The sequence below is a fragment of the Photorhabdus kayaii genome (genome assembly GCF_025384895.1).
Classification (GTDB): domain Bacteria; phylum Pseudomonadota; class Gammaproteobacteria; order Enterobacterales; family Enterobacteriaceae; genus Photorhabdus; species Photorhabdus kayaii.
In genome coordinates this window covers 23,176-41,934 of record NZ_JAJAFZ010000005.1, presented here as the reverse complement: position 1 = coordinate 41,934, position 18,759 = coordinate 23,176, and the positions used below count along the sequence as shown (strand labels likewise).

Below are 18,759 nucleotides of genomic sequence, written 5' to 3'. Positions count from 1 at the left end.
TTGATGGAGTAACACCAAGCACAAATTTTGCCCTCTCCGTAACGAAGCTAACTTACCAGAGGGGATACTGTTTAAGTATTTATGGAGCTTGACACGTTATGTATAAAGATTACCCACAGACTGGTGATGAAGAATTGCTGTCCATGCAGCAGAGCGCTTTATGGTTCATTGACAATTATACTCCTGGCGATTCCAAATATAATATTTCCATGGCATTCCGTATTCATGGATCGTTTCAAATCGATGCTTTTCGCTATGCGGTCAACCGTCTCGTTTCCAAGAATTCTACCCTGAGAAGCACTTTCATTAATGTGAATGGTGAGCCAAAGTTGGTCATTAACGAACACTTGCCGCCGACGTTAGAGGTTTTCGATGCAACGAACTTGAGCCAAGGCGAGCTTGAAGATGCCGTTCAGAACTTTCATTCCATCCCTTTTCAATTAGAAAAAGTGTCGTGTCTGCGTTTTGGTATCTACGTTGTCAGTGCGGAAGAATACGTTTTACATATGTGTGTTCACCATATTGTGTCGGATTTTACTTCACTGGAGCTGATGTGGGATCAGCTTGAACACTATTATCTGGCTGAACTTGGCGAAGATGATGATTCCTGGTTACCGCCCATTGAGGATTTCAAGGATTATGCAATCAAAGAACGAGAATATTACCAAAGTGAAGCAGCAGAGGAATCGAAAGCTTATTGGAGTGAATGTTTAAAGCAGCCACCGGCCATGTTGCAATGGGATAGTTTTTGGCGCAAAGGCGCTAATGACAAGTCATCCATTCTGTTTAGTATTGGTGAAGAGACAACCAAAAAAATCAAGCAGCTTGCTTCAGAAATAGGAGGATCGATCTTTACGGTCATATTAACCGCATGGAGTGCTTACATTACCAGAGAGACAAAAGCTGCCGATATCGTCATGGGGGTACCAGTATCGATGCGTCATTCAGTTCATCAGCACATTGTCGGCTGTTTGTTTAATGTATTGCCCATACGTTTATCCGTCGAGCAGACATTTCATCACTTCCTCTTAGCAGCGAAGGAGCGATTGTTATCGGCCCTTGATAATCGAAATTTTTGCCTCAGCCAAATGGTCGAACACCTGGCTGTGGAACGACATGATGATCGTAACCCACTGTTTCAGGTTGCGGTGAATATGTTAGGGCATGCAGGACAATCGCGTTGGGTGGCGCTGGAGATGGCTGACGATTCTGTTCAAGCATCATGGGCGGGACAAACTATTTCCCCATTCAGGGTTTGTCAGCAGGAAGGTCAACTTGATATTGAACTGTTGTTTGTCGATGCCGGTTCCCATTTAAGATGTGAGTTTAAAGCAGATAAACATTTTTTCTCACATTTGGGCCTTCAGATATTTGCAGAGCGCTTCAAGCAAGTGCTTGAGATGCTGATAGCAGATCCTGATGAAGAGATGAATACTTTGTTGGCGCTAAAATCAGAGGATTACAATCTGCCATCTGGTCCGATTAATTCTAACGCTCTCCCGGAAGTGTCAAACCAAACTCTCGTTGCGCTTTTTGATCAACGAGTAACGCAACAAGCGGCGTCAGCAGCGATTCGTTATGGTGCCGATACATTAACTTATTTGGATTTGCAGCGTTGGTCGCTGAAAGTCGCTGTTCAGCTTATACAAAATGGGGTGGTGCCCGGTGATCGCGTCGGAATTGCATTGTTGCCGTCACTGGAAGCGGTGGTGGCCATGCTTGGTATTATGCGTGCGGGCGCGGGATACGTACCGTTAGATCCCAGGTTGCCCCAGAACCGTCTGGCGCAGATTGTCGAACAATCAGCGATGAAGCTTGTTGTGGTTAACGCTGATGTTGATCCAGATAACAGGTGTACAGCTAAGCTGATGACCATTGCGGCGACTGAATCCGCCTTGGCGTCAGGGCCAGTTGATCATTCGACATTTGATCATTGTACGCCTTCTTCAATCGCATACAGTGTCTTCACTTCCGGTTCCACCGGGATTCCCAAAGGCATTGATGTTGAACACAACAATGTTGTTTCCTGTTTTAACGCAATGGACGAATATTTGGCCCCCGCGCCAGGCGAGGTGTGGACTTGGTTCCATGCGGCCAGTTTTGACTTATCTGTGTGGGAGATTTGGGGAGCTCTGTGTTCTGGTGGGGTTTTAGTCATTGTGCCCGATGATATACGCAACCAACCTGACAAGTTGCTGGATCTTCTTGAAGCAGAGCAGGTAACGATTATCACCCAGACGCCATCCAGTTTGAAAAGCCTGTTATCTGAGTTTCAGGCTCGGCCAAGAGCTTATGCGATAAAGCATTGGGTAATTTGTGGGGAAGCGCTGCTTAGTGCCACGATTCGGCCCTATTTAGATGAGCGGTGGACATTGTGGAATGTGTATGGTCCGGCGGAGGCGACAATTTACACCACAGTGGAAAAAGTAACGAAAGAACTGACTGACTACAATGTGATCCCCATAGGCAAACCGTTAAACTTCGCAACGGTCTATCTTTTAAATCCTGCGGGGCAAACACCCCCGATAGGTGAGGTTGGCGAAATTTACATTGGTGGTCGTGGCGTTGCCCGTGGTTATGTTGGCCTTGAACAGTTAACAGAACAGCGCTTCATTGCCGATCCCTATATTCATCATGGACGTATCTATAAAACCGGTGATTTAGCCTATTGGGATGGGGAACGAATCCATTTTTGCGGGCGCGTGGATGACCAGGTAAAAGTTTCGGGTTATCGAATTGAAATTGCTGAGATTGAGGATTGTCTCAATCGCCATCAGGCTATTGCGGACGCTGCCGTTATTATTGAATCTCACGAAGGGCTTGATCGTTTAGTCGCAATATTCGTCCCTGTCAGTAAGGATAACCTTCCCGAAGAGTCCGCTATTCGTGATCACCTTAAAGCTTATCTCCCCATCTACATGTTACCCGGCAGGATGCTGCTGGCGGATGAATTGCCGCGTAATGCTCACAACAAAATTGATAGAAGAGCATTAAATGGCTTGATTGAAGCGGGGCAATTGACAGATATCAGTTCGTTGAGACCCGCGCCTGTGTTACCTGTTGATTCGGTTTTTGCCGAAATTTCGAGAACTTGGTGTGAAGTGTTGGGAAGATCAACCGTCGGGCTGGATGACGCATTTTTTAATATTGGCGGTAATTCATTGGCACTGATGCAAATCCATGCACAGCTCGTGCAATTACCGGGATGTGGTGCCTTGGCTCCTTCAGATTTATTCCGTTTTCCGACTATTCGAAAGTTAGCTAATTATCTTTTAAGCCCTCTGCAATCGATAACACCGGTAGAAGTTGCGGATAAAACAACCCAAACGCGACGTCAGAAAACGTTGAATGCAAGAAAGGCATTGAAAGAGAAACAAACTCATTCGTTGAAAGGGGAACCAGATGTCTGATAATGCGATTGCCATCATTGGCGTAACCTGTCGGTTACCTGTGGCGAATAGCTTAGATACGCTATGGGAGAATCTTGTTGCAGGCCGAATGCTTGCCAAAAGATATAGTCAGGAAGAGCTGATTCGCCGTGGGGTAGCACGGCATATATTCACTGCAAAAAATTATGTTCCTGTCGATTCGTGTTTATCGGATATTGATCTATTCGACCCGGATTTCTTTTCAATCAGCCAGCGAGAAGCTGAATTGCTCGATCCTCAACATCGAATGCTGCTTGAATGCGCATGGGAACTGGCCGAAGCGACGGGTTATGGTAATCCTTTCCGACGCCCGCGTATCGGGGTTTTTACCGGCAGTTCGATGAATACCTATTTGCCTAATGTCATTAAATCTGAGTGTGATCTGGTTTCAATAATGGGAACAGAGCTCATGCTGACTAACGATAAGGATTATCTACCAGCACGGATTTCATACAAACTAGGTTTTAACGGTCCGAGCGTAGCTGTCTTGACCGGTTGTTCGACATCACTGACAGCGGTGCATATGGCGATACAAAGCCTCTTGCTTGGTGAGTGCGAGATTGCTTTCGCTGGTGGTGTCTCTGTATGTACCTATTCTCGACCGGGTTATTTTTACCAAAACGATATGATCTTCTCAGAAGATGGATATTGTAGACCGTTCGATGAGAAGGCATCAGGGACTTTCTTTGGTGATGGCGCGGGGCTGGTGGCGCTACGGCCATTGGATGAAGCCATTAGCAATGGGGATGCCATCCATGCGGTGATCCTCGGTTCAGCGGCAAATAATGATGGTTCAGCGCGGGCTGGCTTTGCGGCGCCGGGGGTGGATGGGCAACGAAAACTGATTTTGGATGCTCAAGCGCTTGCCGGTGTTGGGCCGGATGAATTAGGGATAATCGAGGCGCATGGTACCGCAACGCCGCTTGGAGATTCGGTGGAATATGCCGCGCTTTGTCAGGCTTTCCGCCAGAATACGGAGCGTGAGAGATTTTGTGCATTGGGATCGATCAAGGCTAACGTGGGCCATTTAGCGGCGGCGGCGGGGTTTGCTGGATTAGCCAAGACGATAATGGCATTAAAGACTGGCACGATTGCCCCACATCCGACGTTCAGCAAGGCCAGCGCTGCTATGAATCTTGAGCAAAGTCCTTTCATTATCAATACCACGCCCATCAACTGGCCGGTGAAAGGACCACGACGGGCGGGGGTGAGCTCTTTTGGCGCCGGTGGCAGCAATGTTCACATGATTTTGGAACAAGCACCGGTAAGAAAGTCAGGTAAAAATAGCGTTGGCTGGCGAGCCATTCCGTTAGGGGGACGCAGCGCTAATGCCCTGAACACATTGAGTACCAATTTGGCAAAAATGCTGGAGATTAAACCCGATACGCATATTGATGAAGTGGCTTTTACTTATGCGGAAGGCCGTGCAGCCCAGCCATACAGAGCCTGTTTATACGCTAAAGATGTGAAAATGTTGATTGATGGTATCAGAAATGCAGATTTCACCGTCACAGCGCAAATCTCTGAACCACAACGTCTGGTGATTGCACTTGGTCCTGTTATTCGATCCGCTTTATCCGTGCAGATACCGGGTTATTGGCAAGAAATGGATAGGCTGCTTGCTGCATTGCCGACCGATGTTTCCCATAACATCGGTAAAATCGATATCACTGAAATGACAATAAATGATGGCGATAAGGGAAAAATTGCCAATCTTGTGGCGATAATTGCGGCGATCAATTGTTGGCGGAAGATAATTTCGACGCCAATATTCATCATATCCGATAGTCGTTACGACCTTGCTGTGGCCTGCTCGCTGGGTATGCTGACATTGCCTGAAATCGTTGATAAGTTGCCAAGAAATGTGACATCACATTTTTCTGAGCATGGTAATTTCGCTGAGCGTGATATAGCTTTGCCCGGAAGTTTTTGGTCTAAACATCACGGCATGATTGATGGCAATAATGTGAAAGCTATCTTGATTGATGGTGCGCTGCCGAGCTTACAGCAGCAGAATAAAGTTATATCAGCAAATGATGTGATATTAGATTTGGGCCATTCGCCTGATAGTTTCTCTGAAGTCGTTGTAAATCCTGAAAATATTATTCGTTTGGATGCTCTCCATGAAGAGCGCGACTCGGCTTTAGTCAAACTGGTCGGCAAGCTCTGGCAACGCGGTTTGGTGATAGATTGGTCGATATTGCGAGATGGAGAAGTTGTTCAACGTATTCCACTCCCGGTTCAACCTTTGCAACGTCGGCGCTGTTGGTACACCGATTCAACATTAACAGAGTACAAACCAGAACTTGGCACTGGTCAACCTGTAGCAAGCTCTGAGACTTCCGACGAGTCAGTCGGCGTTTATGTTGAACGTTGGAAGCGAACGCAGCGCTTGTCGCCGATATCATCAGCGGTGGCTAAGCGTAACTGGCTGATTTTCTACGATAACAGTGATAAAGAGATGTGTCCGATCGCGGATGTGCTGCGTGAGCTGGGGCAAAACGTGTTTGAAGTGCATGAAAATCGTGTCACTTCTCTTGATAAAACTGCCTTCGATGAAACTGCTTTCGATGAAACAGGGTACATCGTCAACGTTGACGATCCCGTCAGTGTTCAGCGTTTGATGCTAAGGTTGAAGGCACAACCAGCGCATACACCAGATCATATCCTCTTCATTTTGGGTGATATCCCGTCAGTGGATGAAGTGCCGGTAGGGGAAGATCGGTTCCCATTTACGCTGTTTAATAGGGTAAAAGCGTTTTCTCAAGTGGGAAATAAAGCCATTTCGTTAACATTGATCGGACCCGGTTTTATCGACGTGATGGGCAGCGAACCACGGAGTATTGAACGAGCTACGGCGCTGGCATCCATCTCGGCGATCAATCAGGAATTGCCCGGCATGATAGTGAAAGTTATCGACATACCGGCCAAATCACTTAGCTCTCTTAATGATGCCCAGTATATCGTGGCTGAACTTTTTACTGCTCATAATCAGAATGCGGTTGCTATGCGTCAAGGTTGGCGTTGGGAACGCTATTTTGACGTTGAAAACCCAGCGGTTAGCGAAAATCTTTCATCTGACATGATCTGTTTAGTGACCGGAGGATTAGGAACAGTTGGTTTTGGCGTTGCACAATATCTGGTCACCAAGTTTAACGCAAAACTTATTCTGCTCGGTCAGACATCCAGAGATCTCACCCAGTCTGATACATTGCAGAGCCAACGGATAGCGCAATTGCGCAATATGGGGGCGGACTTTGCAGTGATTACTGCCGATGTAACAGATAAAGCTGGTGTGTTGGCAGAACTTTCCCGTGTGGAATCCAGACTGGGGGCTGCTAACTGTTTTGTCCATGCTGCCGGGCTTTCTGGTCAGGCAACAATCCAGTGGTTGCAAAATTCGGCTCAGCATGATTGGGAAAAGTTGATGCAGCCGAAGTTAAAAGGGGCTGCTGTTTTGCATGAAATATTTGCCGATCGTCCTCTGAAATTTGGCTGTTTTACCTCATCTCTATCGGTTTTCGCGGGGGGGTTGGGGCTTGCACCCTACTCTGCGGCAAACGAAGCTTGTGCCGCATTTGCTTCAATCCACCATTTGGATAAACCCTATTTCTCCATTGATTGGGATGGATGGGAGGGTTGGGATGAGTCAAGTAGCTTCAAATACAGCGTCAATCGTGCTCGCCCTTTACGTCATGCTGATGTCGTTAATGCGTTGGATATTATTTTCTCGGCATGCCATGCAGAGCCGCGTTTTGCTGTCTCCACCGTACCTTTGAATGAGCGGTTGCATAATATTGTGGAGAATTCATTGCAAATGGATACGGCGCAGACTGCAATGGTATCTCCCTCGGCATCAAATAAATCCATTATCGATGATATGACCGCTATTTGGCGTGGTGTACTGCGCTGCGCAGTTGATCATGAATCGAACTTTTTCGATTTAGGGGGAGATTCACTGGTCGGGGCTGAGTTGGTGCGACAAGTTAATGCTCATTTTAATGTTGTGGTATCTATGGTTGATCTTTTCGAATCGAGCACCGTGGCGTCTCTTACGATGCAAGTAGAGAAAAAGCGTAATCAAGGCGGTGTGCTATAGCGCGGATCGGCAAGACCAACGTGTTCGGGAAAGGGAATTAGCATGAAATCAAAAATACAGATGCATTATTCAACAGATATTGCGATTACCAGCATCGCTGGACGTTTTCCTAATGCAGATTCGAGTCAAGATCTTTGGAATGCGATCTTAGGGAAACGGGAACTGATTTCGAGTTATACCAATGAAGAACTTCATCATCGGGGCGTTGATGTGGATGAAGGCGGATTGCATTACGTTCCGCGTGGTGCGTACCTGCAAGATCCAGAGGCGTTTGATTACAGCTATTTTCAAATGATGCCAAGAGAAGTTTCTAAAATGGACCCTCAGCAACGGATTTGTCTGGAGGTTTGCCATGAGGCACTGGAACTTAGCGGTTATTCCAGCGGGGCAGACGCAGGGATCTGTTCAGTGTTTGTCGGTTCTCGCCAGAGTACCTGGCAAACCGATATATCGACGCAGAACCATTCTCCTGCTGACACCATGCTGCTATTTGGCGGAAGTTCTGTAGATGCTTTGGCAACGCGTGTGGCGTATAAGCTCAACTGCTTAGGACCTGCTATCAGTGTTGGCACTTTTTGTTCAGGTTCGCTGGTTGCTGTGCACATGGCTTGCAACAGCTTGTTGCTAGGTGAAAGTGACATGGCGTTGGCGGGTGGTGTTTGCGTCAGGTATCCCGCTCATGTTGGCTATGTTTACCATGCAGGGGGAATATTATCCCCGACGGGACGCGTTCGTGCATTCGACGAGAAAGCTGACGGTACGATTTTCTCTGATGCCACCGCGTTCGTGGTTTTACGCCGTCTGGAGGATGCTCTGCTTAATGGCGAGCCGATTTTAGCGGTTATCAAAGGATCGGCAATCAACAACGATGGGGCGGTCAAAGCGGGTTATAGCGCTCCGGGTGTTTCAGGTCAGGAGCAGGTGATCCGTCGTGCGCTTGCTGCGGCTGATGTCCGAGCTGAGCAGATTGGTTTGATTGAAGCGCATGGGACTGGCACACCTGTTGGTGATGGGATTGAATTACGAGCACTAGGGCGAGTATTTGCCGACGTATCGGCCAGATCGTGTGCTTTAGGTTCGATTAAATCCAATCTTGGTCATGCTGATTGTGCATCAGGTATCGCCGGGCTGATAAAAGCCATCTATGCTGTCAACTTAGGCATTATTCCGCCATCAATGAATTGTGAATCTCCTTGTGCTGAACTGCGGGACCCTGAATCCCCGTTTTATGTACCTACTGAATCCAGAGATTGGGATAACGATAAAGCGGCGAGAATTGCCGGTGTTAGCTCGTTTGGGATCGGTGGCACCAATGTTCATGTTATCGTTGCTGAACCACCGGCGGCAAAGCCTGACACACCTTCCTCGGCGGCAGTACATCTGATCCCGCTGAGCGCACGTACCGAGACAGCGTTAGCGCAAAAAATTTTAGATTTAGTGAAATACCTTGAACAGAATCCAGAAACGAATATCGCTGATGTGGCATTCACCTTGCAGCGTGGGCGACGACATTTACCCATACGCAAGGCGATTGTCGCACGTGATATCCATGAGCTGATATCGAGCCTGCTAGATAAAGCCCTAGTGGTGACCCCTCAATTGAGTGAACTGCAAGAGATGTATATTTCGCCTGCCTCTGTCTGGCAGGCCGGGGGAAGTATCAATTGGGATATTTTTTACCAGAGCGAATATCGTAAACGGCTCCCGCTGCCAACTTATCCATTTGAAAGAACGGCAATCTGAGCTGTAAAAACGGTAGAGATCGTCTTCATTTTGAGGAAAGTGAGGTTGATATGAGTAATATTGAAATTATTCAGAGAGAAATAATCGCTATTTTTGCAGAGACATTTGGTTTATCGAAAGAAGAGATAAAACTAGAAATACCGCTGGTTGAATTGGGGGCGGAATCACTCTTGTTATTCGAAGCCTTAGAGCCGATCCATAAACAATTTGGTATAAAACTTTCAGTGCGGCAATTTTTCGCAGAATTACAAACAATTCGTCAACTCAGTGAATATATCTTGATGGCGGATAAAAACAGGGTTGTGGAAGATAACCATTCGGTTACTCAACCCGTCTTGGCTGATCAGGAAAAAAGGTCTGAACAATCCGATACGCCAGATATTCCACCGATTAATAAAGAACGCTTTTTCCAATGGATGTCGAGAAGTGCGCCATCGATTGAATCTGAGGAGAGAAAAAAGTATCTGGCTTCATTTATATCTAAATATAACGAGCGAACGATTAAATCAAAAATTCATTCGGTAGCGGTACGTAAAAATATTGCCGATAGCCGTTCTGGAATTGGCTTTAAACCCTCGATAAAAGAGCTACTTTACCCGATTGTCTGCACCAAATTTGCCGGACCTGTTGTCAAGGATATTGATGGTAATGATTACATTGATATGACGATGGGGTTTGGTGCGCATTTGTTTGGCCATAGCCCACCCTTTGTAGTTAAAGCGCTCACTCAACAAATAGACAACAGTTTTGGTTTGGGAACTCGGCATGAGATAGGCTTAGAGGTGGCTGAACTTATCAAAGAGATTACCGGCATGGATCGCGTTGCTTTCGTCAATAGTGGAACAGAAGCGGTGATGAATGCGGTTCGGGCAGCACGGGCGCTCACTCGCCGTAATCATATTGTGCTCTTTTCTAGCAGTTACCACGGGCATTGGGATGCCGTACTGGCTAGAGCGGGTGACTATGATGAAGCTAATGCGACAAAACCCGTTTCGGTGGGCATACCTGAAAATATGGTTGCTGATGTTTCGGTGTTTGGGTTTGGTTCCAATGAGGCGATTGAGTTTCTCAAAACTAATAGAACCGATATCGCTGCGGTGCTGGTAGAACCTGTACCAACGCGTGACCCAGGATTGAGCAATCCAGATTATTTGCGACGTTTGCGTCAAGTGACCAGGGAGTTAGATATTCTGCTGATATTTGACGAAATCGTGACAGGTTTCAGATCTCATCCCGCGGGTGTTCAGGGGTTATTCGGCATTGAGGCGGATATGGTGACCTATGGCAAAACGATAGGGGGTGGGATGCCACTGGGTGTCATTACGGGTAGGAAGAAGATGCTTGATTCGATTGACGGTGGAAACTGGAATTTCAACGATGATAGTTTCCCCGCGGCGGAGCCGACATTCTTTGGTGGGACCTATTTTCAACATCCGCTTTGCATGACTGCTGCGAAAGCCACTTTGCAGGAGATCAAGAGGAGAGGGGAAACTTTTACCAAGGTACTGACTCAGCGTACTGAATCGTTTGTTTCACGTTTGAACCAACTGTTCTTAAGCCGTCGGGTTCCTATCGAGGCAAGATCGTTTTCCTCATTTTTTAGATTAATGCATCGCGATAACATGGATTTGCTTTACTACAACCTATTGATGAGAGGGGTTTATATTTGGGAATGGCGTTGCTGGTTTATCTCTGATGCGCATGATGACACTCATCTGGAAAGCGTTTATTTGGCATTTGTGGATAGTTTGGATGAACTTGAGGAAAACAACCTGCTTCCTCGATATAGCTAGATCAAACTGGCCTGTTGTGAGCAATAACTTATTGAATGATTAAGCATCCTATCCTCTGGCTGTGCTGAGTTCGATGCTCTGAAACGACGGCTAATCCTTGGCAAATTGGCGAGATTTTCAGGAATTTTGCAGTTGAGTAGCTATTGAGCGCCTTTTGAGGACGTACCGCCTTTCTATTGAATGGAAAGGCGGGTTAATAGCAAATTTGTTTGAATGGGTAATTTGTGGAGCTACGATGGAAAATCAAGTTATTGAACCAACCTATAGTGTTTTAGGCATGGAGATAAAAAATCCAATTATCGTTGAATCGGGCCTGCCTTTCTGATCAAGCTAAAAATATTCGTCAGTTTATCGTTCATAGTGCTGGAGCGGTCGTGACAGAAACGATCTGCCCGCGTTCAGAAAAATTAATGCATCTTGAAATCTATAGGGTATATACCCTCCTTACAATTAAATAACACTATTTTATAATTAGCATATTGAATTATTGTAAAAATAATTTTCCACAATTATTGCTAGCGGCAATCCCTATCATATCTCACTAGCCTTCCCAATTGAAATATTCAAACTTAACCTTTATACCGATATAACTCCCCCCACATTATATTAGTTATTTTCTCAATATGATCAAAACGCCCTGCTATTTTCTCCAATATTTGCGGTGATAATGTGGCCTCAAATTTCAACGCTAGAATAGATAAAACTTTCCAGTTTTCAATCAATTCCGTGCAACGTTCAATCAGAGAAGGTGCAATATCAGCTCTAATTAAAGAATGTTTTAACAAATTCAAATTGGGTATCACATACAATACACTAATATGATCAAACAATCTTTTAGCCGCCCGGCAAGCTTCTTCCTCTGCCTGCTGAAACGCGTTCAGACATAATTTGCCATAATTTTTCAACGCATCATAATATTCAGGAAAAGTATTAAATAATTCGGCCTGATGCATCAGTAATTCCCTTACCGGCATAGCTTCCTGATCTTTCAGTGAGTCAATAATATAAAAATTACCCATATGATCATAAGTTTCATTGGACACTTTATCAGAAAGCGCTAAATAAAATTGCTCAGATGGCATCCATGCCTCACAAGCATAGGATTCCCGATCAACCACCAAAGAATCAAAGATACACGCTTGTGAATAATCATCCGTAATAGCGGAGATCAACACAGCATGCAGGTATTCTGGTTTATTAGCATAAACCTCAGAATAAGATAAATGTACCGAATTAACCCAAGCAACGACGCCCTTCCTCTGACATAATAATTCATATAATTGAAGACGCCAATGAGCGTAATCTATCGGTAATGAAATTATATTTGCCCCCAAAGTCGCGGCACCAGTTAGCCCAACGGTTTCAACTGAAAAAGTATATTCAGGCATATTCAGTGCATCATACCCACTACGAAACAGATAACCATTGCCGGCTTCAAAGATCTCTGCCTCAAAAATCTCTTTACCTTGTAGATGAAGTAATTTTGTCAAGCTACCGGTAAAACAATTTATCGCAACATTTGCATATGATTTATCCGTCACATTTTCCATGAGCATTTTGTCACCTCGATACAATGGGTTAATTTATGAATAGCAGACCAGATATATTATGCCCTGTAATCACTGTTATTTTTCCTCCAATATTATTGCGGCTGCTTGTGCTATATTTTCGATAAGTAAATCAGGTTCATAATTCAAAGTATGTGCTAACAGCGCCAAAAGTAATCTCTCCATTCCTAAAGCAATACAAGCGGAATGCATAGCACGATCGCTAGCACGACTGATAATATTGAAGTTGGTGGTAAATAAATCTCGGTGTAAATTTCGGGAACCAACGCTAACGTTATATTTATCAAACCAAGGAATAAGTATTTCGCACTTGACTCCCATTGACAATTGTACTTTACGAGTCACTTTAGAATGCTCTCCATAAAATACATCACTGGCTTTTTCTACCGAAAGAGAAGGAAACAGTAAGCGTAAGAATTTAACGACTTGCCCAAATATCATTTCACAATGTGTTTCTACTTTTTCCTGTAGCCCCACCAATATTAATTCACGCATGGTAAAATTCCCCATGCGGGTAGGCTCATCTTTAGCCGGTTCATATCGATGACACTGTCCTTTAGCCGTAAAATATTTCAGCTCCCAATCATGGGTACTCTCTGCTAAATGAGCAAAGGTATGATAGCAAGTCGATGGGCTTAATACCCATGCATCCCCGCTATTTTCACTCATGACCTCGTGAGTTAAATGGGGATAAACATGCAATGGATTACTAGGCAATTTGTCAAAGAAACTGATACGCTCTAATATGGATCGAGGTAATAATGTGGTACATGAGTGTGAAGTAACAGATATTCCCTTACTTAAAACCTGCAAAAGTGTCTCATCAAGGAACTCAGCAGCAGCATATAAACTGTCAGAGAACCGGTACCCGACAAGGCCATTCTGCGATTGCACAATTGATAGCAGCTTACGCTGTTGAAATTCTTTTATCATATTTTTATATTACCTTTGCTGATCGATGGTTACGTTATGCTGCCCAGTAAACAATCTCTGTTTTGCCAATAGAAAGGATGTGTCTCCATATCATCAAATATCATCTCCAGATATTTTTCTAAGATGATAAAGAAACACATTTGATCCCAAAATCAATTAACTGACATTTTAATCAGGATACCATCAGGGTTATTCTTTCCATACGACAAACCCCTCAATATAAAGCTTGTCCAGTGAGGTTTTCAAAAATGTCTCTACTGCAACCTCTGGTGACATAATAAGCGGCTGTCCCCTAACGTTAAATGAAGTATTCACCAGGCAGCCATAACCCGTTATCTTCTGTACCTCTTTCAATAATCGCCAAAAAGTTGCATTAAAAGTACGCTCAACAAGCTGAATACGCGCCGTTCCATCAGCATGAACAATACCTGACACCGGCTCCATCAACTCTGGTTTTACTTTGGCGGTGCAAAGCATATATCGAGTCGGCATTAAATTACGTGTCTCAAAAATAGTGTCGCAATCCTCATCCAATATTGCTGGGGCAAATGGCCGGAAAGCCTCACGGAATTTTACTGTGCTATTAATTCTATCCTTTATTTTTTCACCTGCTGGCAGAGCTAAAATCGAACGGTTGCCAAGTGCCCTTGGGCCAAATTCCATTCGATCATGAAACCAGGCAATGATTTTATCTTCTGCGATATCTTTAGCCGCAGACGCAAAATAATCATCATTCATCCCCAAATAACGCCATTTCATGCCCGCATTGCCACCATGTCGGAATAATACATTACGGACTTCATCGGTGGAGAAACGAGGACCGAGATAAGGATTAAAGCAAGGATCTGCGCCATTGTTATATCCGCCAGCCACAAAAAGCGCAGCGCCCAAGGCCGAACCATCATCACCCGATGCCGGTTGAACAAAGACGTTTTCAGCACCATCAAGCTGACAAAGGGCTTGGTTTGCTTTGCAGTTTAAGAACGATCCTCCAGCAAGGCAGAGTGATGTTTCACCGGTTTTTTGCAGCCAATAGGTCACTAACTGTTTCAGCAACAGTGTAAATTTCTCCTGTAATCCGGCAGCAAAATCCTGATGAACATCCAGCAAAGGATCATCTTCATTTCTCGGTGTCAAACCAAACATATCGCTCAGTTGTGCCATTGCAGCGGGAAAACCATATTCCGAATTGTCAAATGCTTGCGGTAACCAGTTTATCTGTATCGTTCCACTCTCTGCATCGAATTGAGTCAATTTATTGAAAATATCGCGATATCGCTCAGGATTACCATACGCGGCAAGTCCCATGACTTTATATTCATCACTATTAAATACAAAGCCAAGGAACCGGGTACAGATAGAATAAAATATTCCTAATGAAGAACTAATTGGCTGACTGTACAATTTCTGGAATTGCTGGTCTTTAGCAAGATAAACACTTAAAGATTCTATTTCACCCATACCGTCTGAAATGACACATAGTGCAGACGGGAAGCCACTGGGATAAAAGGTTGATGCGGCGTGAGCCAGATGATGATCTACCCCTTGAAAACGTGATTCAATATTCTGCCACCCTTCTGAAGCCAATGCATTAATCACGGTTTTTCCGCTAAAAGCCTCTTCAAACATTTTTTCATTCGACATGAAAAAACGGCGATATTTATCATAATTAAAACCGTGGGCAATAACCTGTATATCATCTTGCGTAAGACCCGCTTCCGCCAAACAGTAGTTAATAGCATTAGCAGGAAACCGGCCGGTTCCTTTTTCTCCGGTAAAACGCTCTTCCGCAGCCGCTGCAATAATTTTTCCATTAACAATCAAACAGGCCGCACTATCGACTCCCTGACAAATACGCTCGTCTAATTTACCTACACCTGGGTAATTCTCTCGCATAAAATGTTGAGAATTAGGAAGGCCACTGATACCTAATATAACCATTTCTTCACCTCCAAATTGTTATTTTTCTTTCATAAAAATTAGACTATGCACTTTATACTAATAGCCCATTTTGCATTACCAGGAATCAAATCACCTTGCCAAATAAAGTAATGGCATTATTACCACCAAAACCAAATGCATTATTTTGTATATATTTTAAATTATTCTTCATTTCCATTTGACGAGTAATTAAATTAAATTGATATTCAAAATTCTCCTGCAAGATATTTGTTGGCGGCATAATTTGATCTCTCAAAGATAAGCAAGCACTGACTGCACCAATTGCTCCCGCTGTCGCCATCATATGTCCGATAGTCCCTTTAATTGCTGAAACCACCGAATGCGGGAAATATTCAGAGAATATCGATGCTTCTACTGCATCATTGGCCTTAGTCCCAGTACCGTGTGCATATATGCCACCTATATCTCCGGCTTCCACTCCTGCCAAATCTAATAATTTTTTATGGCACTGGGTGACACTATTAATATCAGGATTGGTCGGATGTAATGCGTCATTATTACTAGCAGTAGCGATCAATTCAGCATAAGGCGATTGATATTCACCAACGTGTTTTCTATTCTGCAACACCAAAAAAGCGGCACCCTCAGATATCGTAATAAAGCGCCTTAATTTCGAAAATGGACGGCACTGTTCCGCACCTAATGCATTAAGCATGTAGAAACCTGACCACACCTTTTTTGAAAAGGCGTCTCCACCGCCAATGATGGATGTCGAGACAATTCCAGCATTTATCATGCGTAGTGCTGTTTCAAGCGCAATATTTGCTGACGCACAAGTATTATGTATCGTCATGGAAGGCCCGAATGAACCAATTGCACGAGCAACATTATCGGAAACCGCATGACTCGAATAGATATTCGAATGCCAATTTACCGGCATACCTTCAACTAATTGATCAAGAATATCCGCCTCAGCCTCATTATTACCCACACACACCAAGGCATTACGCAATTCAGCACACCCTGGTTGTAATCCTGCATCCGCTATCGCTTGAAGTGCAGCATCGACAGCATACAAAGAAGAATCAGGGAGCTGTGTACCGGTACATTTCGGTGCTCTGGCTTTTATCTCCAGACGCCGCTCAGCGGAAATTCTTCCCGCGACAAAATTTGGCTTCAAAGAAGGATAGATCGGTTCCAGTCGAGTAAAATTTGACTCGCCAGCACATAAATTTTTCCAGTAACTTCCGACGTCTATACCAATTGGAGTAACGACGCCAAGACCTGTAACATATATTTTATCTAACATCGTTCTTCTTCCTCTTAATTGATACTGCGTCAGTTATCCAAAGTAATTTTTCCCCTTCACGATATGCCCTGGCATCCCAACACATTATTGAGCCAAATCGGGTTACTTTAGTTTCAATAAACACAGGAGAATTAATATGTTCGATATCAGGATTGAAGGCCAATTCGCCAAATTTGGCAAAAACATAATCGCCTGCTGTTAAAATACTCTGTTGCTGATGCTGCAAAATTAATGCTAAATTCCCCATTGCCTCGACAAGAATAATCAAAGGGAAATAATGATATTTTTGCAAATAAGCCGCTTCACCGCGCAATGATTTCATATCCAGGCTGCAATTCGCTCTGTTTAATCCATCATTAACATAGACTATTTTCGGCAAAAACCAAAATTCGGGTTCACGCAATGATGGTGATAATAGAGAAGATGCGTAAAATTTTTTTTTACTTTCACCTTTTGTATCTTTGCCAGAATAATTCAGAAGAAAAGAAAAACAGCGTTGTTCCGATACCATTGCAGAAATTTTATTTTCCTCTTGGCGATATTGGATATTTTCATCAGGACGTATAAATTGATGAAAAAATAGATTTCTTAAACTGATAAAATCGGCAGATGCATCAGCTATCTCTTTACAAAAAGCGGCGACTGGCAAGATCCCTGGAACAACAGGATTACCGGGAAAATGATATTTGAATATTTCATCTTGAGGTGAAAAAACATGGTTAATACGATTAATCATCATTGTGTATAACCCTTACGCCTGAAGCATTCATGTTATCGATTACAATAAATACAACAGCATCTCCTTTTTTACTGTGCTTAATCGCCCCCATAAACTCATGAAACAGAAAAGCGCTGTTATATTCTTGATATTCAATTGCATTATTATCTTTAACAACATGAATTAATGCGTCATTCTGATCCAACGTATTATATATAAATATTTTCGTATCCGTCTTCGTATCCGGTGACAAAGCATCACACCGTTTTTTTATCTCTCCCGCTGTTAACCCGAAGAAAAAATCTGCCGTAAATTGTTTTCCACTCAATAGTGTCGCACACATCACACCAGAAGATATTGACTTCTGATTGCTGACTTTCTTTCGTATATCATCAAGTGCTTCTGTGCAATAAACATCACCGAAAAAGAGGTAACTGGCACCTACTGATATATTATGCAGATTAAGCAACGCCTGCATGAATACCATTACAGGCGTTTTACTGCCTGCATTTAATGTACAGTTTCCTCCCGTTACTTTTTTGTCAATGTTAATAAAGGTTGAAGCTGAACTAGTGGTAGCATAAGGGAATTGTTGAGCAGATATCGTTTTATCACTGTTCATGACCTGCCGCTGAAAACGAAGCATCGCTTCAAGGTTGCCATATTCTGTACCCACAATCACAGATTCATTTTTTCCATTTCTATCTTCTGCAATAAACTGATTCGCCAGATAGGTACAAACGCGGCTAAAGTCATCACGAAAACGATCACCTTTATTGCTTACAAATTCAGAAACATCAGCAGGAAGAGAAAATTCCCCCTCTCTCTCATTCCGAAATATATTCGGGTAAATAGCTAAATTTTCCACGTTAAAAGTCAACATTTTCCCTCAACTTATTATTTGAAAAACAGAGAGTTTTTAATTATTGATTAAGTCAACCCGATCATTGCAGGTTATTTTTTATTTCCTCCCATAACTCACCTACAGTTTGAATACGGGCAAGCGCATCTTCAGAAACTTCTTTGCCAAAAGTTCGCTCAACTGACAAAATGACATCAATTAACTTTAATGAGTCAATGCCAAGATCACTCTTCAACAATTTATTCGAAGTTATTTTAAAATCCGAGTCTAACTCAGCAACATTCACCAAAATACTTGCTAATTCTTCATTAACCATATCAATATTATCCATATCACATCCCCAATGATGTCTATTCAAATCTAATAGTTTAAGGATCTATTTATACCCGTTATCCTTCAAGTTG

Annotated in this window: 11 protein-coding genes; 4 read left to right on the top strand and 7 right to left on the bottom strand. The window is 43.7% G+C overall.

Annotated elements, in window-relative coordinates:
- Positions 1–98: 98 nt before the first annotated feature.
- From LGZ98_RS03165 to LGZ98_RS03150, 4 genes are read left to right on the top strand one after another with little or no spacing between them, the layout of a single operon-like run.
- Entirely contained in the window at positions 99–3,410 is a 3,312-nt protein-coding gene (locus tag LGZ98_RS03165; protein ID WP_262977707.1) for a non-ribosomal peptide synthetase, read from the top strand.
- Positions 3,403–7,527 carry an SDR family NAD(P)-dependent oxidoreductase gene (locus LGZ98_RS03160; protein ID WP_262977706.1) on the top strand — a complete coding sequence of 1,375 codons (4,125 nt, stop codon included), beginning with the start codon at positions 3,403–3,405 and terminating at the stop codon, positions 7,525–7,527. The genes LGZ98_RS03165 and LGZ98_RS03160 overlap by 8 nt, the downstream gene beginning before the upstream one ends.
- 42 nt (positions 7,528–7,569) lie before the next feature.
- Complete coding sequence (locus LGZ98_RS03155) at positions 7,570–9,270, top strand: beta-ketoacyl synthase N-terminal-like domain-containing protein (protein WP_262977705.1); 1,701 nt, start codon at positions 7,570–7,572, stop codon at positions 9,268–9,270.
- Between the two features lie 50 nt (positions 9,271–9,320).
- Positions 9,321–11,063, top strand: coding sequence for an aminotransferase class III-fold pyridoxal phosphate-dependent enzyme (locus LGZ98_RS03150; RefSeq protein ID WP_262977704.1), 1,743 nt, complete (start codon positions 9,321–9,323; stop codon positions 11,061–11,063).
- Between the two features lie 569 nt (positions 11,064–11,632).
- On the opposite strand, the gene LGZ98_RS03145 is transcribed toward LGZ98_RS03150, so the two are convergent.
- The 7 genes from LGZ98_RS03145 to LGZ98_RS03115 all read right to left on the bottom strand — a co-directional run bounded on the left by LGZ98_RS03145 (position 11,633) and on the right by LGZ98_RS03115 (position 18,686).
- Entirely contained in the window at positions 11,633–12,613 is a 981-nt protein-coding gene (locus LGZ98_RS03145) for a hypothetical protein (RefSeq protein ID WP_262977703.1), read from the bottom strand.
- A gap of 75 nt (positions 12,614–12,688) precedes the next feature.
- Positions 12,689–13,564, bottom strand: coding sequence for a class-II aminoacyl-tRNA synthetase family protein (locus LGZ98_RS03140; protein WP_262977702.1), 876 nt, complete (start codon positions 13,562–13,564; stop codon positions 12,689–12,691).
- Positions 13,565–13,753: 189 nt separating this feature from the next.
- Positions 13,754–15,505, bottom strand: a complete 1,752-nt coding sequence (locus tag LGZ98_RS03135; protein WP_262977701.1) for a carbamoyltransferase family protein — start codon at positions 15,503–15,505, stop codon at positions 13,754–13,756.
- A gap of 85 nt (positions 15,506–15,590) precedes the next feature.
- Positions 15,591–16,775, bottom strand: a complete 1,185-nt coding sequence (locus LGZ98_RS03130; protein ID WP_262977700.1) for a beta-ketoacyl synthase N-terminal-like domain-containing protein — start codon at positions 16,773–16,775, stop codon at positions 15,591–15,593.
- Complete coding sequence (locus tag LGZ98_RS03125) at positions 16,765–17,511, bottom strand: ApeI family dehydratase (protein ID WP_262977699.1); 747 nt, start codon at positions 17,509–17,511, stop codon at positions 16,765–16,767. The genes LGZ98_RS03130 and LGZ98_RS03125 overlap by 11 nt, the downstream gene beginning before the upstream one ends.
- The gene (locus LGZ98_RS03120) at positions 17,504–18,361 is read right to left on the bottom strand and encodes a hypothetical protein (RefSeq protein WP_262977698.1); all 858 of its coding nucleotides are present in this window, start codon (positions 18,359–18,361) and stop codon (positions 17,504–17,506) included. The genes LGZ98_RS03125 and LGZ98_RS03120 overlap by 8 nt, the downstream gene beginning before the upstream one ends.
- 76 nt (positions 18,362–18,437) lie before the next feature.
- Positions 18,438–18,686, bottom strand: a complete 249-nt coding sequence (locus LGZ98_RS03115) for an acyl carrier protein (RefSeq protein WP_262977697.1) — start codon at positions 18,684–18,686, stop codon at positions 18,438–18,440.
- Positions 18,687–18,759: the final 73 nt, after the last annotated feature.